29 protein-coding genes are annotated in these 26,339 nt (G+C 61.2%); 4 read left to right on the forward strand and 25 right to left on the reverse strand.

From position 1 onward, the window contains the following. Positions 1-4: 4 nt before the first annotated feature. The 6 genes from BBF94_RS01065 to BBF94_RS01090 form a co-directional block, all read right to left on the reverse strand. On the reverse strand, positions 5-814 hold the full coding sequence (locus tag BBF94_RS01065; RefSeq protein WP_065257202.1) for an IclR family transcriptional regulator: 810 nt from the start codon (positions 812-814) through the stop codon (positions 5-7). Between the two features lie 60 nt (positions 815-874). After that, a complete protein-coding gene (locus BBF94_RS01070) occupies positions 875-2,185 on the reverse strand; it encodes an MFS transporter (RefSeq protein ID WP_065257203.1) in 1,311 nt (436 codons plus the stop codon). 186 nt (positions 2,186-2,371) lie between these two features. Then, on the reverse strand, positions 2,372-3,520 hold the full coding sequence (gene dgoD / locus BBF94_RS01075; protein WP_065257204.1) for a galactonate dehydratase: 1,149 nt from the start codon (positions 3,518-3,520) through the stop codon (positions 2,372-2,374). Positions 3,521-3,568: 48 nt separating this feature from the next. After that, on the reverse strand, positions 3,569-4,189 hold the full coding sequence (locus BBF94_RS01080) for a 2-dehydro-3-deoxy-6-phosphogalactonate aldolase (protein WP_065257205.1): 621 nt from the start codon (positions 4,187-4,189) through the stop codon (positions 3,569-3,571). Between the two features lie 19 nt (positions 4,190-4,208). After that, entirely contained in the window at positions 4,209-5,198 is a 990-nt protein-coding gene (locus tag BBF94_RS01085) for a 2-dehydro-3-deoxygalactonokinase (RefSeq protein WP_065257206.1), read from the reverse strand. A 154-nt stretch (positions 5,199-5,352) separates the two neighbouring features. Further along, positions 5,353-5,835 (reverse strand): GNAT family N-acetyltransferase, encoded by a 483-nt coding sequence (locus BBF94_RS01090; protein WP_039770630.1) that lies wholly within the window; start codon positions 5,833-5,835, stop codon positions 5,353-5,355. Between the two features lie 242 nt (positions 5,836-6,077). Here BBF94_RS01090 and BBF94_RS01095 point away from each other — a divergent pair, with 242 nt between their 5' ends. The 4 genes from BBF94_RS01095 (at position 6,078) to BBF94_RS01115 (ending at position 8,036) form a co-directional block, all read left to right on the forward strand. Then, positions 6,078-6,731, forward strand: a complete 654-nt coding sequence (locus tag BBF94_RS01095; RefSeq protein ID WP_065257207.1) for an HD domain-containing protein — start codon at positions 6,078-6,080, stop codon at positions 6,729-6,731. Between the two features lie 259 nt (positions 6,732-6,990). Then, positions 6,991-7,326, forward strand: coding sequence for a hypothetical protein (locus tag BBF94_RS01105; RefSeq protein WP_065257209.1), 336 nt, complete (start codon positions 6,991-6,993; stop codon positions 7,324-7,326). A gap of 38 nt (positions 7,327-7,364) precedes the next feature. Continuing rightward, complete coding sequence (locus BBF94_RS01110; RefSeq protein WP_065257210.1) at positions 7,365-7,619, forward strand: hypothetical protein; 255 nt, start codon at positions 7,365-7,367, stop codon at positions 7,617-7,619. A 36-nt stretch (positions 7,620-7,655) separates the two neighbouring features. Next, the gene (locus BBF94_RS01115) at positions 7,656-8,036 is read left to right on the forward strand and encodes a Rho termination factor N-terminal domain-containing protein (protein ID WP_065257211.1); all 381 of its coding nucleotides are present in this window, start codon (positions 7,656-7,658) and stop codon (positions 8,034-8,036) included. A 41-nt stretch (positions 8,037-8,077) separates the two neighbouring features. Here BBF94_RS01115 and BBF94_RS01120 read toward each other — a convergent pair whose 3' ends face one another. The 19 genes from BBF94_RS01120 to mltG all read right to left on the reverse strand — a co-directional run bounded on the left by BBF94_RS01120 (position 8,078) and on the right by mltG (position 26,337). Continuing rightward, entirely contained in the window at positions 8,078-9,007 is a 930-nt protein-coding gene (locus BBF94_RS01120; protein ID WP_065257212.1) for a PfkB family carbohydrate kinase, read from the reverse strand. Continuing rightward, a complete protein-coding gene (locus BBF94_RS01125; protein ID WP_065257213.1) occupies positions 9,000-10,466 on the reverse strand; it encodes a purine-cytosine permease family protein in 1,467 nt (488 codons plus the stop codon). The genes BBF94_RS01120 and BBF94_RS01125 overlap by 8 nt, the downstream gene beginning before the upstream one ends. A 70-nt stretch (positions 10,467-10,536) precedes the next feature. Next, positions 10,537-11,535, reverse strand: a complete 999-nt coding sequence (locus BBF94_RS01130; protein ID WP_065257214.1) for an ADP-ribosylglycohydrolase family protein — start codon at positions 11,533-11,535, stop codon at positions 10,537-10,539. Continuing rightward, on the reverse strand, positions 11,532-12,245 hold the full coding sequence (locus BBF94_RS01135) for a GntR family transcriptional regulator (protein WP_065257215.1): 714 nt from the start codon (positions 12,243-12,245) through the stop codon (positions 11,532-11,534). The genes BBF94_RS01130 and BBF94_RS01135 overlap by 4 nt, the downstream gene beginning before the upstream one ends. 185 nt (positions 12,246-12,430) lie before the next feature. Beyond that, on the reverse strand, positions 12,431-13,399 hold the full coding sequence (gene araH, locus BBF94_RS01140) for an L-arabinose ABC transporter permease AraH (RefSeq protein ID WP_065257270.1): 969 nt from the start codon (positions 13,397-13,399) through the stop codon (positions 12,431-12,433). 12 nt (positions 13,400-13,411) lie between these two features. Continuing rightward, positions 13,412-14,950, reverse strand: coding sequence for an L-arabinose ABC transporter ATP-binding protein AraG (gene araG / locus BBF94_RS01145; RefSeq protein WP_065257216.1), 1,539 nt, complete (start codon positions 14,948-14,950; stop codon positions 13,412-13,414). Between the two features lie 32 nt (positions 14,951-14,982). Beyond that, on the reverse strand, positions 14,983-15,987 hold the full coding sequence (locus BBF94_RS01150) for a substrate-binding domain-containing protein (RefSeq protein ID WP_065257217.1): 1,005 nt from the start codon (positions 15,985-15,987) through the stop codon (positions 14,983-14,985). 143 nt (positions 15,988-16,130) lie between these two features. Further along, on the reverse strand, positions 16,131-16,949 hold the full coding sequence (locus tag BBF94_RS01155) for an SDR family oxidoreductase (RefSeq protein ID WP_065257218.1): 819 nt from the start codon (positions 16,947-16,949) through the stop codon (positions 16,131-16,133). A 270-nt stretch (positions 16,950-17,219) separates the two neighbouring features. Continuing rightward, a complete protein-coding gene (locus BBF94_RS01160; RefSeq protein ID WP_065257219.1) occupies positions 17,220-18,095 on the reverse strand; it encodes an SMP-30/gluconolactonase/LRE family protein in 876 nt (291 codons plus the stop codon). Positions 18,096-18,120: 25 nt separating this feature from the next. After that, positions 18,121-18,837, reverse strand: coding sequence for a FadR/GntR family transcriptional regulator (locus BBF94_RS01165; RefSeq protein WP_065257220.1), 717 nt, complete (start codon positions 18,835-18,837; stop codon positions 18,121-18,123). A gap of 101 nt (positions 18,838-18,938) precedes the next feature. Then, positions 18,939-19,499 (reverse strand): DUF1285 domain-containing protein, encoded by a 561-nt coding sequence (locus BBF94_RS01170; RefSeq protein WP_065257221.1) that lies wholly within the window; start codon positions 19,497-19,499, stop codon positions 18,939-18,941. Positions 19,500-19,514: 15 nt separating this feature from the next. After that, positions 19,515-20,120, reverse strand: coding sequence for a DUF4823 domain-containing protein (locus BBF94_RS01175; RefSeq protein ID WP_007950810.1), 606 nt, complete (start codon positions 20,118-20,120; stop codon positions 19,515-19,517). 121 nt (positions 20,121-20,241) lie between these two features. Beyond that, a complete protein-coding gene (locus BBF94_RS01180) occupies positions 20,242-21,210 on the reverse strand; it encodes a GTP 3',8-cyclase MoaA (protein ID WP_065257222.1) in 969 nt (322 codons plus the stop codon). A 138-nt stretch (positions 21,211-21,348) separates the two neighbouring features. Then, positions 21,349-21,987: a TetR/AcrR family transcriptional regulator gene (locus BBF94_RS01185; RefSeq protein ID WP_007950805.1), complete on the reverse strand. Its 639-nt coding sequence runs from the start codon at positions 21,985-21,987 to the stop codon at positions 21,349-21,351. A gap of 341 nt (positions 21,988-22,328) precedes the next feature. Continuing rightward, a complete protein-coding gene (locus BBF94_RS01190) occupies positions 22,329-23,114 on the reverse strand; it encodes a TatD family hydrolase (RefSeq protein ID WP_065257223.1) in 786 nt (261 codons plus the stop codon). Between the two features lie 14 nt (positions 23,115-23,128). Beyond that, positions 23,129-23,485: a PilZ domain-containing protein gene (locus BBF94_RS01195; protein WP_065257224.1), complete on the reverse strand. Its 357-nt coding sequence runs from the start codon at positions 23,483-23,485 to the stop codon at positions 23,129-23,131. Positions 23,486-23,527: 42 nt separating this feature from the next. Further along, positions 23,528-24,511 (reverse strand): DNA polymerase III subunit delta', encoded by a 984-nt coding sequence (locus BBF94_RS01200; RefSeq protein ID WP_065257225.1) that lies wholly within the window; start codon positions 24,509-24,511, stop codon positions 23,528-23,530. Next, on the reverse strand, positions 24,504-25,136 hold the full coding sequence (gene tmk / locus BBF94_RS01205; RefSeq protein WP_065257226.1) for a dTMP kinase: 633 nt from the start codon (positions 25,134-25,136) through the stop codon (positions 24,504-24,506). Before tmk ends, BBF94_RS01200 begins: the two co-directional genes overlap by 8 nt. A 19-nt stretch (positions 25,137-25,155) precedes the next feature. After that, positions 25,156-26,337, reverse strand: a complete 1,182-nt coding sequence (mltG, locus tag BBF94_RS01210) for an endolytic transglycosylase MltG (RefSeq protein ID WP_065257227.1) — start codon at positions 26,335-26,337, stop codon at positions 25,156-25,158. Between the last annotated feature and the right edge of the window lie 2 nt (positions 26,338-26,339).

Below are 26,339 nucleotides of genomic sequence, written 5' to 3' on the forward strand. Positions count from 1 at the left end.
ACCTTCAAACCTGCACTTTTAAACCAAGTTCTGCCGAGAGCCGGGCCGTGACCCCTTTGATCAGGGGAATCAGCTCGGCCATCTTCTCCAGCGGCATGTACGGCACGGTGCTGGCGATGCTGATCGCTGCGACGATGCGCTTGCTCGCGTCGCGGATCGGCGCCGCCACGCAGCGGATCGACGGTTCGTTGTCTTCCAGATCGAATGCATAGCCACCGGCCACGTATTCCACCATGCGCTGTTCGAGCTGCTCCCACGACTGCTGGGGATGCTGCGGCCAGAACTGACTTTTCCCACCCGCCGGCAGGCTGATGTCGTACAGACGCTGCCAATCCTGCGGCGCGTCATCGAGCATCAGAGCCTTGCCGATTCCGGTCCGCGCCAGCGGCATGCGGTGGCCGACCCGCGAGCGCATTTCCGGGCCGTTGCGTCCCGGGTTCTTCAACAGGTAAAGCACCTCGTCGCCTTCACGGATCCCCAGGTGAACGGTATCGCCGGTCAGCGCCGACAACTCGTCCAGATACGGCCCGGCCAATGTCGCCAGCGGCAACTCTTCACGCGCCTGGAAACCCAGTTCGATCAGTTTCGGCCCCAGCAGATAACCGACTTGCGGCACCACACGCAGGTAGCGCTCATCCACCAGACAACTGGCCAGACGATGGGTGGTGCTGCGCGTCGTGCCGATCAGGCGGGCAATCTCTTTGAGATCGCGGGCGCCACTGGCGACGGCCTGCACCACCCCCAGCCCGCGAAGCAGGGTCTGGGTGCCGGTCGGCGCGGCGTCCTTGGCATTTTTCGGGGCGTCTTCCTGCATATCCAGCCTTTAGCGTTGAGCGAGGGAACGGGCGGCATTATGGTCGCCCGACAGGGACGACTACAACTCGATGCGCTCGACCTTGCCCACCAGCAACACGTAGGACAAGGCACCGATCAGGGCCAGAATCGCGATGTAGGTAATGGCCGGTGCGAACGAATCGCCGCTGGCCAGAAAGCCGATGACAATCGGCGTGGCAATCGCCGACAGGTTGCCGATGAAGTTGAACACTCCGCCGGTCAAGCCCAGCAACCGCGCCGGTGCCAGGGTCGAGACCAGTGACCAGGTAATCGACGCCAGACCGTTGCCGAAGAACGCCAGGGCCAGGAAAGCAATCACCAGCGGTGTCGACTCGACGAAGTTGGCGCCGATGATCGAGGTGGAAATCAGCAACCCGCCAATGATCGGCAACTTGCGCGCAAACCCGACGGTGCAGCCACGCCGGATGAGGAAGTCGGAAAAGAATCCGGAGCACAGCACGCCGATGAACGCGGCGAGAAACGGCAGCGATGCCAGCAGGCCGGACTTGATGAAGTCCATGCCGCGATATTTCACAAGGTAGGTCGGGAACCACGTCAGGAAAAACCACAGCGTCGAGTTCAGGCAGAACTGGCCGATATAGTTCCCCCATAACTTGCGCTTGCTGAGGACGATGCCGAGATCGGTCCAGCTGAATGTCGCCTTTACTTTGGCGGTTTCGACGGCGATGTCCACCAGCCCGCCGCCCTCACGGATCAGGTCGATTTCGCCTTCGTTGGCGCCTTTGAAATCCCGTGGCTCGCGATACACCGCGTACCAGATCGCCGCCCACACGATGCCCACCGCACCGGTCACGACAAACACCATGTGCCAGCCAAATTCATGTTGCAGCCACGCCAGCACCGGGGTCAGGAACGCCAGCCCGACAAACTGCCCGGAGGTGTAGAAACCGATGGCCGTGGCCCGCTCACGCTCGGGGAACCAGGTTGTCACCACGCGACTGTTGATCGGATACGCCGGTGCTTCCAGCGCACCGACCGCCATGCGCAGCACGAACAGCGCGATGAAACTGGCGGCGAAACCGAGCATCACCGTGGCCAGCGACCACAACAGCAGCGCGGCGCTGTAAAGGATGCGCGGCGGCACCCGGTCCACCAGCCAGCCGCCGGGGATCTGCATGGCGGCGTAGGTCCAGCCGAACGCGGAAAAGATCAACCCGACATGCACCGGGTCGATGCCCAGTTCAGTGGTAAGTGCCGGGGCGGCAATCGACAGGTTGCTGCGGTCGAGGTAGTTGATGACCACGGTGATGAACAGCAGCACCATGATGAAAAACCGCTTGCGGCTGGGCGTGACTAATGTCGCTTGCCCGGTGAGGGTTTGCGGTTGCATGGGGAGCGCCTCTTCTTATGTTTATTGAGGTCGGGGGGGGGATGCAGATCTCCGCTCCATGGAGATCAACCTGTGGGAGCGAGCTTGCTCGCGAAGCGATCTATCAGGCGACATCGGTTTCGAATGTGCCGCCCTCTTCGCGAGCAAGCTCGCTCCCACAGTGTTTGGTGTCGGGTCAGAAAAGACTCACCACTCGGCAAAACTGCCATCGGCATGACGCCAGACCGGGTTGCGCCAGCGGTGGCCGACCGCCGCACGTTCGATCACGTACTCCTCGTTGATCTCGATCCCCAGCCCCGGGCCGTTCGGGATCTTCACGAAGCCTTTGTCGTAGTCGAACACCCGTGGATCCTTCACATAATCGAGCAGGTCATTGCTCTCGTTGTAATGGATACCCAGGCTCTGCTCCTGGATAAACGCGTTGTAACAAGCGGCGTCCAGTTGCAGACACGCCGCCAGTGCAATCGGCCCCAGCGGGCAATGCAGCGCCAGCGCCACGTCGTAGGCTTCAGCCATGTTGGCGATCTTGCGGGTCTCGGTGATACCACCGGCATGAGAGGCATCCGGCTGGATGATGTCGACGTAACCTTCGCTCAACACCCGTTTGAAATCCCAGCGCGAAAACAGTCGCTCGCCGAGGGCAATTGGTGTGCTGGTCAGCGGCGCCAATTCTTTCAGCGCTTCGTAGTTTTCGCTAAGCACCGGCTCTTCGATGAACATCAATTTGTAGGGATCGAGTTCCTTTATCAGCACCTTGGCCATGGGTTTGTGCACCCGGCCATGGAAGTCGACGCCAATGCCGACGTTCGGCCCCACCGCATCACGCACGGCGGCGACGTTGGCCAGTGCCAGATCGACTTTCTCGAAGGTATCGAGAAATTGCAGCTCTTCGGTGCCGTTCATTTTCACTGCGGTAAAACCACGGCCCACCGCCTCTTTCGCGGCCCGCGCGGTGTCCGCCGGCCGGTCACCACCGATCCACGAGTACACGCGGATCTTGTCCCGCACCTGACCGCCGAGCAGATCACTGACCGACACGCCAAGGGCCTTGCCCTTGATGTCCCATAACGCCTGGTCGATGCCGGCCAAAGCGCTCATGTGGATGGCGCCGCCCCGGTAGAAGCCGCCGCGGTACAGCACGGTCCAGATGTCCTCGATATTGCGTGGGTCTTTGCCGATCAGGTAGTCGGACAATTCCTCGACCGCAGCGGCGACGGTGTGGGCCCGGCCCTCGACCACAGGCTCGCCCCAACCGGTCACGCCCTCGTCGGTTTCGATTTTCAGGAAGCACCAGCGCGGCGGGACGATGAAGGTGGTGAGTCGGGTGATTTTCATCTGCTTGTCTCTCTTGTTGGATGCAGCGCACGCAGCGCCGGAAAAGTCTTAGCAAAGGGCTTTCCAGGCCGCCACGTAGGCCCTGGCATTGGCCGCCACTTGCTCGGTCGTCATGCCCGGTTTGAACAGCCCGGAACCAAGACCGAAGCCTTTGACGCCGGCGTCGATGAACGCCTGCATGTTGTCCGGGGTGATGCCACCGACGGGCGCGAGAATCGTCCCGACGGGCAGCACCGCCAGCCAGGCTTTCACCACCGCCGGCCCCATCTGCTCGGCCGGGAACAGCTTGAGAATGTCTGCGCCCTCCTCCAGCGCTGCAAAGGCTTCGGTCGGCGTGGCAACGCCGGGCGACAGGTACAGCCCCGCCGCTTTCGCCGCGCGCAATACCTTCGCATCGCTGTGGGGCATGACGATCACCTGGCCGCCGGCCTCCTTCACCCGTTCGACCTGTTCCGGAGTCAGCACCGTGCCGGCACCGATCAGGCAATCGGCGGGCAGGGTCTTACGCAGAATGCGAATGCTTTCGTACGGTGCAGGGGAATTGAGCGGTACTTCGATGACGCGAAATCCGGCCGCGTACAGGACTTCTCCGACAGCTGCGGCTTCCTGCGGATGCAGGCCGCGCAGGATCGCGATCAGACCGTTTTGTGCCAGTGCTTGCTTGAGCATGTCAGGCCTCCAGTCAGGGTTAGCGGGATAAGGAATCGATCAGTCCGCCGGCGAGGGCCAGTTGCCACAACCCACGCTCGGTAGCCTGTTCCGCCAGAGTCACTCGGGCGAAACCGCAGGCATCAAGGGCGCGGCTGTATCGGGCGCACAACTGCGTGTTGCCGATGAGGATGATCGAAGGAAGAGGTGCGCTGTTGCGCCGGCGTCGTTGCACGGTGGCCAATGCTGTCAGTTCATGACCGATCAGCAACCCGGACAGATAGTCCGGTTGTGCGGTGGCGCTGAGTTCACCGGTCAGGCCCAGGCTGCGGGCGCTGAACAATGTCGATAGCACACCGATCTCGCCTTCCTCCGACAACGCTACCTGCACACCGCGTTCAAAGGCCTCGGCGTCGAACGTCGCGCTGTGCTGTTGGGTACGGCCAAGAATGCTGTGTTCGCTGAGCACAGCGAACACTTCGCCAGTCATGAAGGTGTCGAAGCGGGTGATGCAGCCGTCGGCCACCTCCACCCATTTCGAATGACTGCCCGGCAGGCCGATCAACAGATCATTGCCCGCCTCGACCGGCAGATTCTGCAGGACGCCGAGGACCTGGGTTTCTTCGCCGCGCATCACATTCGGCAATGTTGAACGCTGAATCACACCCGGCACGATATGCACATCGACACCGCGAAGGCTGTGTACGGTCAGCAGGGATTTTCCGAGATCGGCCACGTTGGCCGGCGTATCGCGGTAGGTTGCTTCGCGCCAGCCCTGGGCGCTGCCGACCATGCCGCAGGCGATCACCGGCAAGTCGGGCTGCGCATCGAGCCAGTCACCGCACGCCTCGTCGAATGCCAGTTCAAATCCATCGGCGCATTCACGACCGTGGAGGGGTCGCGGCGTCTTCGGCAACTGCATGATCCCGAACGACAGCGAACGCTGCGCCAGTACCTGTCCGCCCGTCCCGAGTTTGTAAGCACGCAGAGAGGTCGTCCCCCAATCGAGCGCGATCAATTGCGCCAGCATCGCTTCACCTGTTTTGTTATTGGCAGTGAGTGAGCCGGACTATAAACCTGGGCGCAGCAAAATCTCAATATATAAATATCATTCCCATATTATGGGATTCGAGCAAAAAAAATACTGCAGGCTGAAACAGCGCCTGCAGTATTGTCGGTGCGGCTCAATTGCCCTCGGCAAACTCCCGTAGCACCTTGCCATCCATGCGATACCTCACCCACTCTTCCTGCGGCTGGGCACCGAGGGATTTGTAGAATTCGATGGCCGGGGTGTTCCAGTCCAGAACGCTCCACTCGAAGCGGCCGCAGTCGTTGGCGCAGGCGATTTTCGCGAGGTGGCGCAACAAGGTTTTGCCGGCGCCGCCGCCCCGTTGCTCCGGGGTAATGTAGAGGTCTTCGAGGTACAGGCAATTGCTGCCCAGCCAGGTCGAATAGCTGAAGAAAAACACCGCGAAACCGATCGGCAGCCCATCACGCAGGCAGATCAGGCCGTGGGCGGTGGCGCCTTCGCTGAACAGGCTGCGCTCGATGTCGGCGACGCTGGCGATGACTTCGTGACGGGCCTTTTCGAAGTCTGCAAGTTCAGTGATGAACGCGAGGATTTGCGGCGCATCGCTGGGGGTCGCCGGGCGGATTTCGATCGTCATGGACGGGCCTTGTCGGAAATAGGAAAACGCCATACTAAGGCGGCACGCCGCGCTCGTCACATGGCAAAGCAAACACTACCCTACTCAATCACAGAAACACGGCGATCCGTGTGGGAGCGAGCTTGCTCGCGAAGGCGTCCCGCCAGTCGATGGAGGTATTGCCTGTGCCGAGGTCTTCGTCGGATCGCCGCCCGGAGCAAGCTCGCTCCCACAAGGATTGTTGTTTGCTTCATAGGACATGCATGAACACGATCGCTTTTGAACCACTGGCCTCACTCGCCGCCGAAATTCTGCCCCACGCACTGGAACCGTCAGAGGATGGCGCTCACGATCTGTCTCACCTGCAACGGGTCTGGCACAACGCACGCATCTTGCAGACTGAAGAAGGTGGCGACCTTGAGGTGCTGCTGGCGGCCGTGCTGCTGCACGATTGCGTGGCCGTGGAAAAGAACTCGCCATTGCGCTCACAGGCTTCGCGCCTGGCAGCGGAGAAAGCATCGACGGTGCTGGCAAACCTCAACTGGCCCGAAAACAAAATCAGCGTCGTCATCCACGCCATCGAAGCCCACAGCTTTTGCGCGAATATTTCCCCGCGCACCCTTGAAGCCAGAATCGTCCAGGACGCCGACCGTCTCGACTCCCTCGGCATGCTCGGCGTCGCCCGCACCTTCTACACCGCCGGGCGAATGGGCAGCGCGCTGTACGACCCACGCGATCCAGAAGCCCGTGCAAGGGACTACGACGACAAGCGATTCTGCCTCGATCATTTCCAGACCAAACTGCTTCATCTGGCCGACGGTTTCCAGACCGCTGCCGGCCAGCGTCTGGCGCAGATCCGCCATCAACGCCTGAAAGGTTTCATGGAGCAATTCAAGGAGGAGATCGGCGTCGTCTGAAGGCGTTACTCCGGTGATTCACGATCCTGAGATCGCCAGGCTCAGACCTGAGCCACGGGCCTGACATCGTCGCCAGTCTGGTCAGCCCGGCACAACGGGGCCGTATCGAACTGGCTGATCACGATCGGGCGCCTGCTGTGGAGACAGTCCGAAAACAAAACCGCGCCGGCCAACTGAACCGTTCGTCGCTTATCAGGCACCATTGCGGAGCGAGGGCAGACCAAGACCATGTAAGGATTCCAATCACTGGAGGCACCCCATGATCTCGTCAAGGTTGACTGCCCTCGTATTTGCCACACTGCTCAGTCCTGCGGTTTTTGCGGCCACCACCACCGCTGCCGGCACCGGTCCCACCGACCCGGTCGAACGCCCGAAAGCTCCTGCCATCCAGAGTGCCCCCGGCATGAACACCGACGGCTCGGGTGTGGAAAATGCCTTGCCGCCGGCCACCGGCACCGACCCGCGCACCCAGGGCAATGATCCTGGCCGTCAGGGTGGCACTTCCGGCAATCCCCTGCCGCCGGATAACTCAGGCGCCGGTACCGGCTCGAAAACCACGACCGGCGGCTCGGGCTCGGAAGGTGCAGGAAAGTAGTTCGCCAACGCCCGATTCACATTCAGGAAAAGGTAACCATGAACGACGATAAAAACCTGGAAAAAGAAGTTCTCACCCATTTATTGCATGCCCACCCGAACGGACTGGGCAAGGAAGTGCTGGACAATTATCGGGGCGAGAAAGTCGTGGCGAGCGCCCTCGCCGCGCTGCAAGACCGTGGACTCATCCACCATGGCCACGTGACCTGTAACGAAGCAGGCGAGCACTCTCTGAACCTGCCCATCAAGCTCAGTGCAGCAGGCGTGGAAGCGGCCCGCAGACTCGACAGCTGACCACAGCACTCAAAACCTGGTGCAAGGAGAAATCCAATGCCTCGTGGAAGCAAATCCAAATACACCGCCGAGCAAAAGCGCAAGGCCGAACACATTGAAGACAGTTATGAAAATAAAGGCGTATCGAAAGATGAAGCCGAGGCGCGGGCTTGGGCGACTGTCAACAAACAGTCCGGCGGTGGCGAAAAGGCGGGTGGTTCCGGACGCCGGAAACCGGCGAGTGCCAAGTCTGAAGACCGCAAGGAGTCGGCACGGCGCGCAGCGGTGAGCCGTGAGGGACACTCGCGCAGCAGCAAGGCTTCGCGGGAAGCGCAGACGGTCGAGAGCCTGAGGAAAGAAGCGCGGGAGCGGAAGATTCCCGGACGCTCGACCATGCGCAAGGATGAGTTGATAGCCGCGTTGCGCAAGGCGAGTTGAATCAGGCCTTGTGCCGAATCTTCTGGACTCTTCGCGATCGATCAGTGATCGCAAGTCTCAAGCATCAACGCATCGACTTCGGCGGAGCCCGGTGAGGTCGCCGGGCCCCAGCGGGTGACGGCCAACGCTGCGGCGGCGTTGGCGCGTCTGGCGGCTTCATCAGCCGCCAGACCTTGCGCCAGACCGGCAACGAATACTCCCGCATGCGCATCGCCTGCACCGTTGCTATCCACGGCCTGCACCTTGAAACCCGGCACATGCTGACGTTCGCCACGTTGATGAATCCAGCAACCCTGCGGCCCGTCGCGCACAACCATCAGCGCGCCCGCCGGCAGGTGCACGGCCAGGCGATCCAGCGCGGTCTCGATGTCGGCTGCGCCCGTGAAACGCAATGCCTCGACACTGTTGCTGGTCCACACGTCGATTCGCGGCAACAGCGCCCGCATCATCGGTGAGTCCGGTGACTCCACCAGCGGACCCGGATCGAACACCACGTTGATTGCCTTCGGCAGCGCCAGCGTCCAGTCCAGCAACGACTGAGCCTTGCCGCCATGCAGCAGGCTGTAGCCACTGACGTAGACATAATCCCCCGCCTCCGCGGCAACGCTGTTCAGTTCTGCTGTCGTCACTTCACCTTCCGCACCGATACAGGAAATGAAACTGCGCTCGGCGGATGCATCAGTCAGCGCCACGCAGATGCCGGTGTCGCGCTCGGCAGGTTGTTCGATGCCGATGCGGATGCCCTCGGCATTCATCGCTTGCCGCGCCAGATCACCGAAACGACCGCTGCCGTGGCGTCCGAGATAGACCACCGACAAACCATTGCGCACAGCGGCAGCCATCACATTGAAGCCACCGCCGGCTTCGAAACTGGCGGACTGCGCCAACACGTCGCCGCCGATTTGCGGCAGCGACTCCACGGCCATGACCAGGTCGATGATGACCTGGCCGGTGTGCAACATCTTAGGCATGAGCATTCTCGGTTTGCGCGGCGCGACGGTCTTTCGCACCGCCGAGCAGGAAGTAAATGCCGCCGGCCACCACGAAGGTCACGATCCAGCCGAGGCCGTTATGGCCCAGCCAGGAATCGGACAGGAAACCCTTGAACCAGATGTTTTCGGCGGTGGTGCCGATGGTGGTGAAACTGAAGCCCAGCACGATGGCAATCGCCCACGCGCCAAATGCACGCCACTCGATGCCGCCGCTGTACCAGTAGATGCTGTTCGGGCTGACGTCGAGCAAGTCTTTGGGGCTGTAGTAGTGACGGTGAATCAGATCGACCACGAAGATCCCGACCCACGCAGTGATCGGCACCGCCAGCAGCGAAATGAAGGTGATGAACGGGCCGTAGAAACTGTCGGCGATCAGCATGAAGTAGATCGAACCGGCGAAGATCGCGACGATGTCGACCACAACCGCGTACACGCGCTTGACCTTCAGACCAAGGGTCAACGTGGTCAGTCCGGCGGAGTACACCGACAGGTTGTTCGACAGCAGCAGACCGCCGAACGCGGTGATCAGATACGGCACGGCCATCCAGGTCGGCAGCATGTCGCGGATCGCCACGATCGGGTCAGTGGCCGAGGCCAGATCGTTGTTGCCCACCGACAGCAGACCGCCGAGGGTGATCAGCAGCACCAGCGGAATCCCCGCGCCGAATGCCGCCGAAGCCATCAGTCGCACAGCCTTGACGCTGCGATGCTGATAGCGCGACATGTCGGCGCCGGCATTGGCCCAGCCAATCCCCGTGCCGGCGGCCATGGTGCCGATGCCGATGATCATCGCGCTCATCGGCGCCGGCGTGGCGTTGAACACCGCGCTCCAGTCGATGGTCGCGCAAAGGAAGCCACCGACCAGAATGTTCAGCGCGCCGAACACGTAGGTCGCCCACTTCTGGATCACCAGCAATGTGGCGTGGCCGAGACCGGACACCGACAGGGTCAGCAGCACGAAAATCGCGATGAAAATCAGGGTCAGCACCGGCGCGCTTTTGGCTTCCACCGGCGAGCCGAACAGGATCGAGCACAACGACAAAAGCACGAACGCCGCCGTGGTGGTGTTGACGGTCTCCCAGCCCAGGCGCGACATCAGTGACACCAGCGTCGGGCCGATATTGCCGCGCACACCGAAGATCGACCGGGACAAGGTCAGGCTCGGCGCACGACCGCGACGACCGGCAATCGAGATGATCCCCACCACTGCGAACGAACCGGCAGCACCAAGGATCGCGACGATGATCGCCTGCCAGATCGCCAGCCCGCGAAACGCCACCAGCGTGGCGCCCAGCGGCAGGCCGAGAATGGAAATATTGGCCGCGAACCAGACCCAGAACAGTTGCAGCGGATGGCCGTTGCACTCGCCTTCCGGCACTGGCTCGATGCCCCGGGTTTCCAGTTGCCCGGCACTTTGGCCGGCGTTCGATGAACTCATGAGAGATGCTCCTGTTGCCCTTGTTGTGGTTGTCGGCAAGACGGATGGTTGAAGTGTGGCGGGCGGCGTTTCAGCGCAGCGCGAGGAGTCCTTTCACCAACGGTTCCAGCTCCAGATCGTTGACGGTTTTGACGGTTTCAATCATCACCGCCGGCCAGCTCTCAAGGCCCAGACAGGCCCCGAGCATGGCGCCGAGAATCGCGGCGATGGTGTCAGTGTCGCCACCCAGGCTGGCGGCCAGGCACAGCGCGTCGAACGGCGTCATTTCACCGACCGCGACTTGCTGCGCGAGGGCGAACGACACCACCACCGATTCCTGTGAGGCGACCGAAGTGCCGATCACGTCGTACAGCAGATCTGCGAGCAGCACCGGGTCGCTCTCGACACTGATGCTGCGCGCCCAACTGATCCTGGAGGCGATGCGCCCGCCGGCCACCCAGTGCCCGTGTGATTCAGCCTGCTGGGCGATCTGCTGGCCGAGGTTGAGCGCCTCGCCCAGATCCACGCCGTTGATGCCGGCCGAAACCACGGCCGCCACCGCTGCCGCGCTGGCAATCCCCAGCGTGGTGTTGTGAGTGACCTGACAGGCCTGCACCACCGCCGCGATAAACCGCTCGGGGTCGGCAACATTCGCCGCGATCCCCACAGGGGTGATGCGCATCGCCGCGCCGTTGGTGGTGCCATAGCGTCCGGCCTCTTCCGGCGAATGGCCGGCGAGGATCATTTCGATCGCACGCTTGGTCGACGGACCGAGCAAGTCCTGCGAACCCTTGGCCTGCATCTGCGCTTCCCACTCGATCAGCCGTTGCGCGAGCACCGCCGGCTCGATCCGCCCCGAGCCCTCGACCAGCAGCTCGCCGACCAGAATCGCCTGCTCGGTGTCGTCGGTGATCGAGCCCTTGGGCATGTTCGCGGCAATTGGCTGCAAGGGGCCGGCGTCTTGCAGGTCGGTGATCCGGCCGAAGCGTTGCCTGATGGTTTCGCGGTTCAGGGATTGCGTCGGCATGCCCAGCGCATCGCCGAGGGCCAGGCCGTAAAACGCGCCGAGGGCACGGTCGAGTGCGGTCATTTCGATTCTCCGAACTGCAGGTGCAGACGAAAATGCACCGGGTCGAGCAGGCTTTCGACCTGCTCCATGAAACGGTTCTGCCGGTCGTAGGTGGTACGCAGTGCCTTGAGGAACACCGTGCCTTCGGGACGCCCCAGCAGTTCGGCGTCCACGGCGTTGAGCGGCTCGGCGCCGATCCATTGGTCGCCGCGCTCTCCGATGTAGCCGTAAGCGGCCAGGGTGACGGTCAGCGAATTGTCGATCAGACCCACACGCGGCAGGCTTTCCAGGCCCCCGGTGGCGGGCATCAATGAGCGTTCGAGGGACACCAGCGTGCCGTCGCTGGAACGGCGGCGACGATCGAGGGTGATGAATTGGTCGGTGCCGAAGCGCGGCAGCAGATCAGGCCGGGTCACGGTCTCCAGGCGCAGCACTTCGGTGTTGATCAGCGCCCCGCTGTCGGCCAGGGCCTGGGCCCAGCCGCTGCGCTGATCGAGCACCACACCGTCGAAAGTGACGATGGAACCGACCCCGCTTTGCGTGGCGATGTAATTGCGCCGTTTCAGTTCGGCCAGCGCTTCGCGCAACGTGCCACGGCTGACGTTGAATTCCTGAGCCAACTGATGTTCGCCGGGCAACAGAAAGCCGTCCTCCATGAGACCGCTTTCGATGCGCCGGACGAGCTCGTCGACCACCCGTTGTTTCTTGTCAAATCGTACCTGTCTAATCATGTACAAAGTGATAACCGAAACAAGACAGGACGAGCAAGGAGTATTTATCTGGAAGTGACGGAAGGTTCGGTAGATAAGGGGAACTGTGGGAGCGAGCTTGCTCGCGATAAGGCCTGCATATCCGACATCAAAGTGCCGGATCTACCGCTATCGCGAGCAAGCTCGCTCCCACAGGGGATTGCGGATTACCGTTGCTTGAGTCGGTCAATGACGACAGCCAGCAGCAGAATCGAACCCCGGATCACATACTGATAAAACGTGTCGATGTTCTTCAGGTTCATCGCATTTTCGATAATCGCCAGAATCAGGACCCCGGCGATCACATGGCGGATCATCCCGATCCCGCCGCTCAGCGACACCCCGCCCAGCACACAGGCCGAAATCACCGTCAGCTCGAACCCCTGCCCGATCATCGGCTGCCCGGACGTCATCCGCGAAGCCAGAATCACCCCTGCCAAGGCGCCGATCACCCCATGTACGGCGAAGATGATGATCTTGGTGCGATCGACGTTCACCCCCGCCAGCAACGCCGCCTCCTGGTTACCACCGATGGCCATGGTGTTGCGCCCGTAGGTTGTGTAGTTCAGCAGCCAGCCGAAAAACAGGAAGCAGACAATGGTGATCAGGATCGGCACCGGCACGCCGAACAACTGGCCGTTACCGAAGACAAAAAACGATTCCTGGGACACGCCCACGGCTTTACCGTTGGCAAAAATGTAGGCCAGCCCACGGACGATCTGCATGGTCGCCAGCGTCGTGATCAGCGCATTGACCCGCAACTTGGCAATCACGATGCCGTTGATCAGCCCGACGATCAGCCCCATCACCAGCGCCGCGCCGACGCCGAGAAACACGCTGTTGGTGTCGCGCATCACCACGGCCGCGACCACGCCGGCGCAGGCGATCACCGAGCCCACCGACAAGTCGAAATGCCCCGATGCCAGGCAATACAGCATGGTGCACGCGGCAATCCCGGTGGTGGAAATCGCCAGGCCCAGGCCGCGCATGTTCAGCGGCGACAGGAAGTTGTCGATCAGCAAGGTACAGGCGAGGAAGATTCCGATCGCCGCCAGCAACATGACCCAGTCATCGAGGAAGCGCCGCATATCCAGAGGTTTGCGCTCGGTCGGCAGGGTTTCGTTTTGGGTTGTCATCATAGTCACCTCTCAGTTCGCCACGCCGCCGGCGCGATGGCGCGGCAAAGCCAGTTGCAGCAGGTTGGATTCATTGGCCTGGTCGCGGCTGACTTCGCCACGCAGGGCGCCCTCGCACAGCACCAGAATGCGGTCGGAAATGCCCATCACTTCCATCAGGTCGCTGGACACCACGATCACCGAAATGCCGTCGGCGGCCAGGTTATGAATGATTTGATAGATCTCGGCCTTGGCACCGATATCGATGCCCCGGGTCGGCTCGTCGAGCAGCAGGACTTTCATCGGCATCGACAGCCAGCGGCCGAGAATCGCCTTCTGCTGATTGCCGCCGGAGAGAAACTTTATCGGTTGCCCGGCGTGGGGTGTTTTCACTTTCAGGGACTTGATCTGTTTGTCGGCGTTGCCCTTTTCCCAGATCCCGCGCAGCAGGCAACCGAGGCCGGAGTTGGCGCCACGCGCACTGATATTGATGTTCTCGGCGACGCTGGCCAGCGGAATGATGCCTTCCTTCTTGCGATCCTCCGGGCACAGCAGAATCCCGGCGGCAATCGCATCCCGGGGCGAACGCAATTTCAGTTCGTGGCCGCGCAACTCCAGGCGTCCGGCGGTGCTGCGTTCCAGGCCGCTGAGCAGGCGAAACAGCTCGGTGCGCCCGGCCCCGACAAGTCCGAACAACCCGAGAATCTCGCCCTTGTGCGCATCGAAACTGATCGGCTCACGCAGCCCCGGGCCGAGCAATCCATCGACTCTCAGCGCCACTGCACCACGGGGGCGTCCGCGATAATCGTAGATGTCCTGAATGTCACGCCCGACCATGCAGGTCACCAGTTGATCGTGGGTCAACTGGCTCATGTCGTCGAAGGTGCGCACGTAGCGGCCGTCCTTGAACACCGTCACCGCGTCGCAGATGCGGAACACTTCTTCCATGCGATGGGAGACGTAGAGTACGACTTTGCCCTCGTCGCGCAGCCGACCGATGATCGCCATCAGACGGTCGATCTCCCGCGCCGACAGGCTGCTCGTCGGCTCATCGAACGCGATCACATGGGCACCTCGGGACAGCGCCTTGGCAATTTCCACCAGTTGCCGCTGACCAAGGGACAGGCGCCCGACTTTGGTCTGCGGGTCGATTTCATCGGCCAGGCCTTTGAGGCAAGCCAATGCCTGCTGGCGCAGCACGCCACGATTGATCAGGCCGAAACTGGCCGGCAGGTGACCGAGGAACAGGTTCTCGGCCACGGTCATTTCCGGCACCAGATGCAATTCCTGGTGAATCACCGCCACGCCGCTGCCGATGCTGTCGGCGGTGGACCTGAAGGCCATCGTCCGCTCACCGATCTGCAGTTCGCCGCTGCTGGGAATGTAGGCGCCGCCGAGGATTTTCAGCAGGGTCGATTTGCCGGCACCGTTCTCGCCCATCAGGGCGTGAACCTGCCCGGGATGAGCGACGAAGCTGATGCCGTCCAGCGCCTTCACGCCGGGAAAGGTCTTGCCGATCCTGTTGAATCTCAGGCTGCCGCCGCTGTGTTGTGTCTGTACTTGCGCGTGCATATCGCCACCTCTTCACACCGATCGAGCAGCCATCAATTCCACAGGCCGATTTTTTCCAGCTCTTGCTTGAAGTTGTCGCGGGTGATCAGGGTGACGTCGTCCATCGCGGTGTACTTCGGCGGTTCTTTGCCGGTGGTGACCCACTCGTACATCATCTCGGCGGTCTTGTAGCCTTCGATATGCGGGCTTGGCAGCATCGAACCGTAGAAGCCGCTGTTGGGTTTTTTCAGCTCGCCGATTGCATCGGTGCCGTTGATGCCGATACCGATCACGTTGGCGGCGGCAAACCCGGCGGCTTCGGTGGCGCGCACGCCGCCCAGCACGGTGTTGTCGTTCATGCCGCCGATGATCAGGTTTTTCGCCGCGCCCGGCAGTTTGACCAGCGCCGAGTTGGTGGCGTCCATGCTGCCCGGTACATCGAGGGTTTTCAGGGCGGCCGTCAGAATGTGCTCTTTCGGCAGCCCCGCATCTTCAAGGGCTTTCATCGAACCGTCGGTGCGCTTCTTGCCGGTGTCGAGTTCGTTGTAGGTGTTGACCACCGCGTAGGTGTCTTTCCAGTCCCAGTTACGCTTTTTCGCCTCGGCCACCATGGCGGCGCCCTGCTTCTGGCCGACTTCGAACGCGGCCATGCCGAGGTACGGCACGTCCTCCATGAACTTGCCGCTGGCGTCGACGAAACGGTCGTCCACCGCGATCACTTTCAGGTCATTGAGTTTGGCCTTGGCCATGATCGCCGGGCCGAGGGACACGTCCGGCGGGCAGATCACGAAACCCTTGGCGCCATTGGCCGCCAGGCTGTCGATGGCCGAGAGGGTTTTCTCGCCGTCCGGCACGGCAATCTTGATCAGCTCGAAGCCTTTGTCCTTGGCCGCTTTTTCGGCGAAAGCCCATTCGGTCTGGAACCACGGCTCTTCGGCCTGCTTGACCAGGAAACCGATCTTCACCGGATCGGCGGCCAGCAGCGAAGCGCTCAGGCTGAACGCAGTGACCGCCAGCGCGGCACTGCACAGGGTACGAATCCCGAAACGACGTTTCATAAGCAGACTCCTTGTTATTTTTCTTGAGCGTTATTTGAAAAGCGTTACAGCGGTCGAAGCGTTTGCCGCCAATCAGGACAACAATAGTCATATCGTATGATGATTGGATTTCAGGCGGACTATTCCAGCTGAAATCCGGTTTTTCAGTCGTGGTACATCACCGAGCGACCACCATCGATGGTGATACACGAGGCATTGATGAACGGCGCTTCGTCGCTGGCCAGGAACACGGCGGTCATCGCCACTTCAATCGGCTGACCGATGCGCTTGGGCGGATGCAGATCGAAGGCGCGCTGGCGTTCGGCGTGCGGGTCGGCAAACCCGTTCCAGTAATCGACGTTGAGCTGGGTTTCGATGTAGCCCGGGGCGATGGCGTTGACGCGAATGCCCTTGGGCGCGTACTCGATGCCCAGCGCCCGGGTCAGGCCGAGCAAGCCGTGCTTGGCCACCGGATACGGGAAGCAACCGGGAATGATGTTGGTGGAATGGGTCGAGGCAATGTTGATGATGCTGCCGATGCCTTGTTCGATCATTTGCGGTAACACGGCCTTGCAGCCATACCAGGCGCCGTCGAGATCGATGGCGAAGCAACGTTTCCAGTCTTCTTCAGTCATTTGCAGCGGATCGCGGAACACGTTGACCCCGGCGCAATTGACCAACACATCGATGCGTCCGTGCAGATCGATGGCCAGTCTGGCCATGGCGTGCAGGTCCTGCTGGCGCGACACATCGGCCTTGATCGCTTGCACATCGGCGCCCTGCTCGCGCCAGTGCGCAGCGACTTTCTCGACTTTTTCAGCCTGGATATCGCTGATCACCAGTTTGGCCTGCTGCGAGGCAAAGGCCGCGACGATGGCTTCGCCGATGCCTTGCGCGGCGCCGGTCAGCAGCACGACCTTGTTGTTCAGACGCTCGCCTTTGGGCGGCTCGGGCACCGGCGGCAGGGACAGAGGTTCAGCCATGAATCAGGACTCCTGTTCGAAAGCATAAAAAAACCGGGCATCTGACGATGTCCGGTCCGGAAGGCTTTTTGAACGAAACAGGCAAGCGCCGCTGACGGCATCGGGCCGTTGCGAAACGCTGACTCCGCTTGGGAGTGCGAGATAAATTCGCTGCATCACTTCACCTGTTTTGTTCTTTTTAAGTGTGAGTGCGTGTTACTGCTGGAGCCGACTATAAACCCGACCGCCAAATAATCTCAATATATAATTTTGCATCCCATATTTTGGGATTTAATCAGCAAAACGTGTACAGAGTTTTCCGGCGACGTCCACTCGCAACGACAGCACGGCGCCGTCCAGCGGGTGGTTCAGCGGACTTTTGGCGCTGGTGATGTACAGGGTTTTCAGGTCGGCGCCGCCGAATACACAACTGGTGGGGCGGCTGATCGGCAGGTCAATCTTGCGGTCGATCCGGCCATCCGGGGTCAGGCGCAGCAGGCAACTGCCATCCCAGCGGGCGTTCCACACAAAGCCTTCGGCATCCATCGCCGAACCGTCCGGGCCGCCGTGCTGATCGGCGCCGTACCAGGGCCGGGCCGTGTCGAGGTTGCCATCGGTGTGAATGAAGTAGCGGTACAACGTGCTGTCGAGGCTGTCACCGAACAACAGCGTGGTGCCGTCGCTGCTCCACAGCAACGTGTTGGGAATGCCCAGGCCGCGCAGCAACGGCGTGACTCTTTTATCCGGATCAATCCGGAACAATCCGCCGGTGCGACGGGTGACCGGCAGATCCTCGCCCTGCTCGCCGATATTGTTTTGCATGGTGCCGAGCCACAAGCAGCCCAGGTCATCGCAACGGGCTTCGTTGGCGCGATTGCCCGGCTGCGGATCGGCGACGCAGAACAGCGTCAGTCGTGGCTCAAGCCCGGGGGAATCCAGATCGAGTCGGTAGACGCCGCTGCTCAGGGTCACCAGCGCATCGCCACTGACGCAGGGGATGAACGCCGAGACGTGCTCCGGCATCTGCCAGATCTGCACGTTCTGCCCGATCAGCCGTAGCGCCTGTCTGCCGGCGATGTCCACCCAGTACAGCGCCTGGGTCGGTGCGTCCCAGAAGGGTCCTTCGCCCAGTTGCGCCCGATGCTCTGTCACCGCAGTCCACGTCATGCAACCTCCTGTCTTGTTGTTTTGGTCAGCTGGCTTTTTTCTCGGCCATCACCTGCGGGTAAAACCGCTTGATGACCAGGTCGGCGTTGTCGATCAGCGTCATGCAGGCCCACACCCCGCGCGCGGCATCCCGGGCGGCGATGGCGTCGGCCATGTCTTTGTGGATGGGCAAGGTGCGGCGCAACTCGTCGGGGTCGGCCGCGGACACTTCGAAGGACACGGCAAGCAGAGCACCGAGGGCCGGCACCATCTGCTCGATGAATTGATTGTGGCTGGCAGCGAGGATGCATTCGTGGAAGAACTGGTCGGCGCGGTTGTAATCGATGCCGCTGTGCACGGCCCTCTCCAGGGCGTTGCAGGCCTGCTGGATGGCTTGCACCTGTTCGACGGTCGCCCGCTCGCAGGCCCAGCGCACCGCCATCGGTTCGATGGTGCGGCGCAGGTCGAGCAGGTCATCGACGAAGTTTTCCGGCAGACCGCTGCGTGACAGCCAGCCCACGACTTGCGGATCGAACAGATTCCAGCGCTTGATCGGCAACACGCGGGTGCCGACTTTCGGCCCGACCTCGAGCATGCCTTTGGCGACGAGGGTCTTGATGGCTTCGCGAATGACGGTGCGGCTGACGCCGAGCTGCTCGCCCAGCTCAGCCTCGACCTTGATCGCCTGGCCTGGTTTTACCTGGCCGGCGGCAATCCAGGCACCCAGCCAGTCAACCGTTGATGCGTGAAAACTGCTCGACATGGACACCCCGACGCCGTTCGCTGTGGGTGTCTACGCTAATGATCATATGATTGGGAGTCAACGACAAAAAACCGCAGCCTGTTTTCACAGACTGCGGTTTTTCAGGGTTCGAGACCGATGCGGAAGAACTCGCCACCGCTCCAGACGCCGAGCCAGCGCCGGCCATCGATGTCACGACTGACGGCCAGTTCCACCAATTGGTAGAACACATTGCGGTGGATCAGCGCTTCGAGGTTGGTACGCACATGCACATAGGGCGCAGGCTCTTGCGTCGTCGGATCGATCTCGACGCGGATCGGATGTTCAGCGCCGGCCTCGGTGGTTTCATCGACATTGGTGGTAAAGCGCAGCACTTGTGCCTCACCCTCGCCTTCCACCTCGACGGCAATCGCCACGAATGGCGCGTCATCGACCTTGATCCCGACTTTCTCGACCGGAGTAATCAGGAAGTAGTCATCACCATCGCGGCGGATGATGGTGGAAAACAGCTTGACCATCGACTTGCGCCCGATCGGCGTCCCCAGATAAAACCAGGTGCCGTCCCGGGCGATGCGCATATCGATGTCGCCGCAGAAATCCGGGTTCCACAAGTGCACCGGCGGCAAGCCTTTGGTTTTGGGGATTTGCCCCAGCAGGTCATTGGCTTTTTGCGGGCTACTCATGGCGTACTCCTTGAATTACTGGTCCCCGACGCCCAACAGGCTGCGCGCGTATTGCGCAAGTGGTGGACCGATCAGGTCTTCGGGCTTGTTGTCGTGGAACGTCAGTAAACCGCCACGACTCTTGATCCGTGCAGTATCGATCAAATACTGGGTGCTGGTCTCGATCAACATGATCTGAATCACGCCGCCGTCGATACCGAGGCGATCCACGGCTTCCTGATCCAGCCACTCATCGGAGTTGCCGATGCGATCGTCAGCCTTGGCAAAACGGGTGTAAAGCAGGTAGTGGGCGCCGGCGTCGCGGGCTTCGCCCATCGCCTGGTCGAGGCCCTCCGGCGCACGGGCGCGGCGGACCATCGGGAAGTATTCGACGAAACCTTTGAAGGCCTCTTCGGCCACCACGTTGGGACGCGGGTAAGAACCACCCGGCGGGGCGAACGAGCCTTGCGCGATGTAGATGAACGAATCCGGCTGAATGCGGAAATTGTTCACGCGGCGGCTGTCGCTGTGATCCAGCAGACCCGCGTCGCTCATCTGGTAGCGAGTCCCTTCGGCCATGTCACTGACAGTCATACAGCCGCCCAGCGCCAAAACGGCCAGCAGCAAAACCAGGCTACGCATTCCTAATCCTCCAGAAGCCGGTGACGGAAAACCGGCGAATGGCCGTAGGATGCAGCTTTTGCGCCAGTCCTTGGAAATGAATGGGTATCCGTTTTGAAACAAGGCTTTTGCGGCGGGAGATTCAACCGCCGATGATCTTCATGACGGTGGCGCCGCCGGAGAACGCGACTTCCTGCTTGTCGCCCAGGGCCTTGACCAACAGCCGTTGCAAGGCCGGCAACGCCTCGTGGCGCGGCTTGTCGAGCAGATCGCCGACATAGTGACGGTTGCTCGACGACAGACAGCCATGCAGCCATCCGGTGGATGACAGGCGCAGTCGTGAGCAGGTTCGGCAGAACGGTACGCTTTCGTTGGCGATCACGCCGAAAGTACCCAGACCGGGAATCGCATAACGAACGGCCGTGGCGTCCACAGGCGCATCGGTTTGTGCGTACTCATAGCGCTCGCCGATCAGTTCGAGCAGTTGTTGCAGACTGACGAACTGCTGCAGGAACGCATTGGAGTCCCTGGCCAGGTGGCCCATGCGCATCAACTCGATGAAGCGCAGCTCGTAGCCACGCTCGAGGCAGTAATCGAGCAGCGGCATCACCTGATCGAGGTTCTGCCCGCGCAACGGCACCATGTTGACCTTGATCTTCATGCCCGCCGCTTTGGCTCGATCCATGCCGTCAAGCACCGTTGCCAGATCACCGCCACGGGCAATGCTGCGGAATGCGCCGGCGTCCAGGGTATCGAGGGAAACGTTGATCCGGCGCAGACCGGCATCGACCAGCAGTGGAAGTTTCTTCGCCAGGAGCTGACCGTTGGTCGTCAGGCTGATGTCTTCCAGACCCATCCTGCCGACGGCGCTCATGAAGGATTCGAGTTTGGGGCTGACCAGCGGCTCGCCGCCGGTAATGCGCAGGCGCTCGATGCCGGCGGCTTCGATCAGGTAGGCAACGCCGCGCGCCATGGCCTCGGCCGACAGTTCATCCTGCGCAGCCACCAGCCGCTTGCCGTTGGGCACGCAGTAGGTACAGGCGTAATTGCAGGCTGAGGTCAGACTGATCCGCAAATTGCGAAAACGCCTGCCTTGACGGTCAACGATCATGGAGCACTCCGGCAATGGAAAATCGAGCGGCTAAAACTTGACTCACAATTCAAGTTTTAGCAAGCCCCATACCTGAGTATATTCCTGCGGTACTGCGCCATGTAGCGAAAAACACGGCGCATAAGGCAACTGAATGATTCAGCTGCTGGGTGTTTCAGGGTCGCGCTTGCGCTTGTTGCCCATGCGCACGCCGATGTCCATCAGGAACTGGAAGAAACCTTCCTGATCTTCCAGCACATTGCTCCAGAACGGCGAGTGATACAGCGCCACCGCGCCATGCACCAGCGCCCAGGATGCGCAGTAATGGAAGTACGGCGGCACGTCTTCGAGCTTGCCTTCGCTGATGCGGCCCTTGATGAGCAGGGTCAGGCGTTCGAAGTTCGAGGCGCGGATCTTGTGCAGCTCCTCGACCATCTCGGGCACCTGATTGCCCTTGACCACCTTCTCTTCCAGGCGATCGAACAGGCGATAACGCTGCGGGTCGCGCATGCGGAATTCAAAGTAGGCACGGGACAGGGCTTCCTTGTCCTTGTCGACATCGGCCGAATGCAACAGCTCGTTCAAGTCACGCTCGTAATCGAGCATCAGGCGCAGGTAGATCTCGGCCTTGGACTTGAAGTGCTTGTAGATCGTGCCTTTGCCGATACCCACGGCATCAGCAATCATCTCGACGGTGACGCTGTCTTCACCTTGTTCGAGGAACAGCTTGAGCGCGGTATCGAGAATTTCTTGCTCGCGGCGACGAAACTCACGGACCTTACGAGGTTCTTTGTGCATAAGAAAAGGTCTGTAGGGGTCAAAATTCGAAGCCGCGTATTATGCCTAAATTGCGCAAAAATGCACGGAACATCCGACCATATCTGTGTTTCTCGTTCATTTCACGAACGCTTCAGGGACGATGAGAACATAACCGAAGCGCACGTATTCCAAATTTGTTTAAAAACCCCGACCGGCCAACTGGACTGAACGCCAGACTGATCAATACTTGAACTGTCGGGCGGCATATCCCCCAAGTGCCGTGCCGGTAAAGGTACCAAGGGACCGCGTGCCTTTGTTTTACTCCTAATGGTCTTAACCCGGATTCACCCCCCAGAACCCGGGTTTTTTTTGTCTGCGATTCAGGCTTTTACGTGCGCCAGCGGAAACAGACGCTTGAAGTTCTCGGTGGTCTGCTCAGCAAAACGCTCATAGTTCTCGCCCCGCAGCATCGCCAGAAACTCTGCCACTTCCCGCACGTATTGCGGCAGATTGGGCTTGCCGCGATAAGGGATGGGTGCCAGATACGGCGAATCGGTTTCTACCAGCAGGCGATCGGCCGGCACCCTGCTCGCCACATCTCGCAGGGCATCGGCATTGCGGAAGGTGACGATGCCCGACAGGGAAATGTAATAACCCATGTCCAGCGCCGCCTTGGCCATGTCCCAGTCTTCGGTGAAGCAATGCAGTACACCGGCCTGGGGCAACGCGGCTTCACGCAGCAATTCAAGGGTGTCGGCACGGGCGCCACGGGTATGGATGATCACCGGCTTGCCGGTCTGCTGTGCGGCTTGCAGGTGCAGACGGAACGACTCCTGCTGCAATTCCGCCGCTTCCGGCTCGTAGTGGTAATCCAGACCGGTTTCACCGATGGCCACCACTTTCGGGTGATCAAGCTCATGCAGCAGCCAGTCCAGTGCCGGCGCGGCGCCCGGCTGGACATCCAGCGGATGCACGCCGACCGAACAGTCGACGTCGTCGTAACGCTCGGCCAGCGCTTTGACGTCGGCCGCGTTATCGGCACTGACGCCGATGCACAGGAAATGCCCGACGCCGCGCTGGCGAGCCGCTTCCAGCGCGGCATCCAGGGAACCGTCATGAACGGCAAGGTCGAGGCGATCGAGGTGACAATGGGAATCTACGAGCATAAAAAGACTGCAACTTACATCGTATGAGTGGGACGGTCGGACTTCAGCGCTCCGGCCAGATGGGTTTCGATGCGACTGCGCGCGGTGTTGTCGCCATCGTTGAATTGCACGCCGACGCCGGCGGCGCGGTTGCCCTGGGCGCCTTTTGGAGTGATCCAGGCCACCCTGCCGGCCACCGGAATCTTTTCCGCTTCATCCATCAGGTGCAGCAGCATGAACACCTCGTCGCCCAACTTGTAGCTCTTGTTGGTCGGGATGAACAGGCCGCCGTTTCTGATGAACGGCATGTAGGCGGCGTAAAGGACTGACTTGTCCTTGATGGTCAGGGACAGGATGCCATTGCGCGGTCCCGGGCTGACGGGTTCATTCATGTTGACCTCCACTGCTGATGTTCAGAGTCTAGGTACACATTCTTATCTTTGACCAGGCAAGCCCGCCCATTGCACCAACAATGCTTCGAGCAGCAACGCTCCATTAAGGTTGGCCTTGCTCAGGACTTTCTGGCGCTGGGCGAGAATCCAGTCCTGGATATCGAGGACTTTACGCTGTGCGCTTTTCTGCGCCAGATATTGCACGACCTTGCGCATGTCGGTCAGGCCCAGTCCCGATTCATCCTGGGTCAGTTGATAGCGCAGGATCAGGCTCGACCAGTCGCAGAACCAGTCGAACAGACGCAACATCGGAATGTTTTTCCATTCTTCGGCCAGTTGTGTCGGCGATTGCTGCTGCTTGAGCAGCTTCTTCACGCCGTCCACCACCTGCGCCCGCTGTTCGCGCACGCCCTGCCCCTGCAACATGACGGCGGCCAACGGCGAGCCGGCGGCCAGGGTCAACAGTTCGACACGCTCGTCTTCGGAACATTCCGGCAATGCCTGAGCCAGCCATTGCAGGCTCATGGTTTCGCTCGGAAGCGGGCAGGCCTGTTGCACGCAGCGGCTCTTGATCGTCGGCAGCAAACGGCTCGGCTGGTGACTGACCAACAACAGAACCGTATCGCCGGACGGCTCCTCAAGGCTCTTGAGCAAGGCATTGGCGGCGTTGATGTTCATCGACTCCACCGGCTCGATCAGCACCACCTTGCGCCCGCCCAGTTGCGCAGTCTGCACCACGAAACTGACCAGTTCGCGCACCTGGTCGACCTTGATCGCCTTGTCCGCCTCTTCCGGCTCCAGGATGTAATTGTCCGGGTGACTGCCGGCCTTGAGCAACAGGCAGGATTTGCACTCGCCGCAAGCCTCGGGTGTCGGATGCTGGCACAGCAGACTGGCCATCAGCCGCTCGGCCAGTGCCCGCTTTCCGATCCCGGCGGGCCCGTGCAGCAAATAGGCGTGAGCGTGTTGGGTACGCCCGGCCAGTTGCTGCCAGAGACTGTCCTGCCACGGATAGGCCTCAGCCACGGGTCAGCTCCAGCAAACGCGGAAGCAAGCCGTCCAGCGTCTGCTGAACCTGCATCAGTGGCTGCCCGGCGTCGATCCGCACATAACGCTCCGGGTCAGCCTCGGCGCGCTTGAGAAACGCACTGCGCACGGCCTCGAAAAACACCCGGCCCTCCAGCTCGAAACGATCCAGACGCCCCCGGGCGCTGGCCCGGGCCAGACCGATTTCCACCGGCAGATCGAAAATCAGCGTCAGGTCAGGGCGCAGGTCACCCTGAACGAAAGTCTCCAGCGCAGCGATTCGATCCAGAGACAAACCGCGACCGCCGCCCTGATAGGCGTAAGTCGAATCAGTGAACCGGTCGCACAGCACGACAGCGCCGCGGGCCAGTGCCGGGCGAATGACTTCGGCCAGATGCTGGGCACGGGCGGCGAACACCAGCAACAGCTCGGTGTCCGGATTCATCACTTCATCGACCGGTGCCAGCAACACCTCACGAATTCGCTCGGCCAACGGTGTGCCGCCTGGCTCGCGGGTCAGCACCACTTCGATACCGGCGCCGCGCAGGCGCTCTGCGAGGTATTCGCGGTTGGTGCTCTTGCCGGCGCCTTCCGGGCCTTCCAGGGTAATAAACAAGCCAGTCACAGGCAGTCCTTAATCAAAGTCATTGCGCGTTTTGCGGTGCGGCCGCTTCGGGGGCCGGCGTTGGTGCGGGCTCTTGAACAGGCGGTTGCGGCAACGATTCCGGTGCGGTATCGGGCGAGGCCACCGGGATTGCTTCCTCGGCTGCCGGAGCAACCCCGGGCGCTGCCGTCGGGGCCGGGCTCGAGCGGTAATCCGCGCGCCGCTTGAGCTGGTACTCGCGCACAGCATTGTTGTGCGCCTCCAGATCATCGGAGAAAACATGACTGCCATCGCCACGGGCAACGAAGTAGAGACTGGTACCGTCCACCGGATTGAGCGCAGCATGAATGGCTTCGCGCCCGACCATGGCGATCGGCGTCGGCGGCAGACCTGGAATCATGTACGTGTTGTACGGCGTGGCCTCCTTGAGATGCGCACGGGTCAATTTGCCGTTGTACCGTTCACCCAGACCGTAGATCACGGTCGGGTCGGTCTGCAACTGCATGCCCAGCGCCATCCGACGCACGAACACGCCGGCAATCTGGCCTCGTTCCTGAGGCACTCCGGTTTCCTTCTCCACCAGAGAAGCCATGATCAAAGCCTGATAAGGCTCGGAATACGGCGCATCGGCGGAGCGATTTTCCCACTCTTTGGCCAACACCTCGTCGAGGCGATCAAACGCCTTTTTCAGCAGCTCGGTGTCGGACACCCCGCGCACGAACCGGTAGGTATCGGGAAAGAATCGACCCTCAGGAAAAAGGCCTTTGTGGCCGATTCGGGCCATCACCTCGCTATCGCTCAGACCGGTCAGGGTCTGCTCGATCTTTTCGTCTTTCGCCAGCGCGGCACGTACCTGATGGAAGTTCCAGCCCTCGACCAGCGTCAGGCTGTACTGAACCACATCGCCGCGCTTCCACAGTTCGATCAGGCCCTTGACGGTCATGCCCGGCTGCATGCGGTACTCGCCCGTGTGGATCGGAGTGCCCGCCAGGTTGAAGCGCCAATAAATGCGCAGCCAGAAAGCGTCCTTGATCACCCCGTCGGCTTCAAGTCCGAGAATAGTGCGGGTCGGCGTGGAACCCTTGGGCACATCCAGCAGTTCTTCCTGCGTGATGTTCAGGGGCTGTTCCAGTGCCGAATGAATCTTCCAGGCGCTGGCGCCCAGCAGCAGCCCTGCCAGAACCAGTCCGGTTTCCAGCAGCAGCAAAAGTTTACGTCTCACGA

This window comes from Pseudomonas bananamidigenes, assembly GCF_001679645.1.
Lineage (GTDB): Bacteria > Pseudomonadota > Gammaproteobacteria > Pseudomonadales > Pseudomonadaceae > Aquipseudomonas > Aquipseudomonas bananamidigenes.

Coding starts and splice junctions, on each gene's coding strand:
- BBF94_RS01090 (WP_039770630.1), bottom strand. CDS start 5,835: ATGACGATCGAAATCCGCCCGGCGACCCCCAGCGATGCGCCGCAAATC.
- BBF94_RS01160 (WP_065257219.1), bottom strand. CDS start 18,095: ATGACGTGGACTGCGGTGACAGAGCATCGGGCGCAACTGGGCGAAGGA.
- BBF94_RS01155 (WP_065257218.1), bottom strand. CDS start 16,949: ATGGCTGAACCTCTGTCCCTGCCGCCGGTGCCCGAGCCGCCCAAAGGC.
- BBF94_RS01065 (WP_065257202.1), bottom strand. CDS start 814: ATGCAGGAAGACGCCCCGAAAAATGCCAAGGACGCCGCGCCGACCGGC.
- BBF94_RS01180 (WP_065257222.1), bottom strand. CDS start 21,210: ATGATCGTTGACCGTCAAGGCAGGCGTTTTCGCAATTTGCGGATCAGT.
- BBF94_RS01150 (WP_065257217.1), bottom strand. CDS start 15,987: ATGAAACGTCGTTTCGGGATTCGTACCCTGTGCAGTGCCGCGCTGGCG.
- BBF94_RS01080 (WP_065257205.1), bottom strand. CDS start 4,189: ATGCTCAAGCAAGCACTGGCACAAAACGGTCTGATCGCGATCCTGCGC.
- BBF94_RS01175 (WP_007950810.1), bottom strand. CDS start 20,120: ATGCGTAGCCTGGTTTTGCTGCTGGCCGTTTTGGCGCTGGGCGGCTGT.
- BBF94_RS01115 (WP_065257211.1), top strand. CDS start 7,656: ATGCCTCGTGGAAGCAAATCCAAATACACCGCCGAGCAAAAGCGCAAG.
- BBF94_RS01110 (WP_065257210.1), top strand. CDS start 7,365: ATGAACGACGATAAAAACCTGGAAAAAGAAGTTCTCACCCATTTATTG.
- BBF94_RS01190 (WP_065257223.1), bottom strand. CDS start 23,114: ATGCTCGTAGATTCCCATTGTCACCTCGATCGCCTCGACCTTGCCGTT.
- BBF94_RS01165 (WP_065257220.1), bottom strand. CDS start 18,837: ATGTCGAGCAGTTTTCACGCATCAACGGTTGACTGGCTGGGTGCCTGG.
- BBF94_RS01070 (WP_065257203.1), bottom strand. CDS start 2,185: ATGCAACCGCAAACCCTCACCGGGCAAGCGACATTAGTCACGCCCAGC.
- BBF94_RS01085 (WP_065257206.1), bottom strand. CDS start 5,198: ATGCTGGCGCAATTGATCGCGCTCGATTGGGGGACGACCTCTCTGCGT.
- BBF94_RS01120 (WP_065257212.1), bottom strand. CDS start 9,007: ATGCCTAAGATGTTGCACACCGGCCAGGTCATCATCGACCTGGTCATG.
- dgoD (WP_065257204.1), bottom strand. CDS start 3,520: ATGAAAATCACCCGACTCACCACCTTCATCGTCCCGCCGCGCTGGTGC.
- BBF94_RS01135 (WP_065257215.1), bottom strand. CDS start 12,245: ATGATTAGACAGGTACGATTTGACAAGAAACAACGGGTGGTCGACGAG.
- BBF94_RS01105 (WP_065257209.1), top strand. CDS start 6,991: ATGATCTCGTCAAGGTTGACTGCCCTCGTATTTGCCACACTGCTCAGT.
- BBF94_RS01170 (WP_065257221.1), bottom strand. CDS start 19,499: ATGAGTAGCCCGCAAAAAGCCAATGACCTGCTGGGGCAAATCCCCAAA.
- BBF94_RS01125 (WP_065257213.1), bottom strand. CDS start 10,466: ATGAGTTCATCGAACGCCGGCCAAAGTGCCGGGCAACTGGAAACCCGG.
- BBF94_RS01095 (WP_065257207.1), top strand. CDS start 6,078: ATGAACACGATCGCTTTTGAACCACTGGCCTCACTCGCCGCCGAAATT.
- araG (WP_065257216.1), bottom strand. CDS start 14,950: ATGCACGCGCAAGTACAGACACAACACAGCGGCGGCAGCCTGAGATTC.
- BBF94_RS01195 (WP_065257224.1), bottom strand. CDS start 23,485: ATGAATGAACCCGTCAGCCCGGGACCGCGCAATGGCATCCTGTCCCTG.
- BBF94_RS01185 (WP_007950805.1), bottom strand. CDS start 21,987: ATGCACAAAGAACCTCGTAAGGTCCGTGAGTTTCGTCGCCGCGAGCAA.
- araH (WP_065257270.1), bottom strand. CDS start 13,399: ATGACAACCCAAAACGAAACCCTGCCGACCGAGCGCAAACCTCTGGAT.
- BBF94_RS01130 (WP_065257214.1), bottom strand. CDS start 11,535: ATGACCGCACTCGACCGTGCCCTCGGCGCGTTTTACGGCCTGGCCCTC.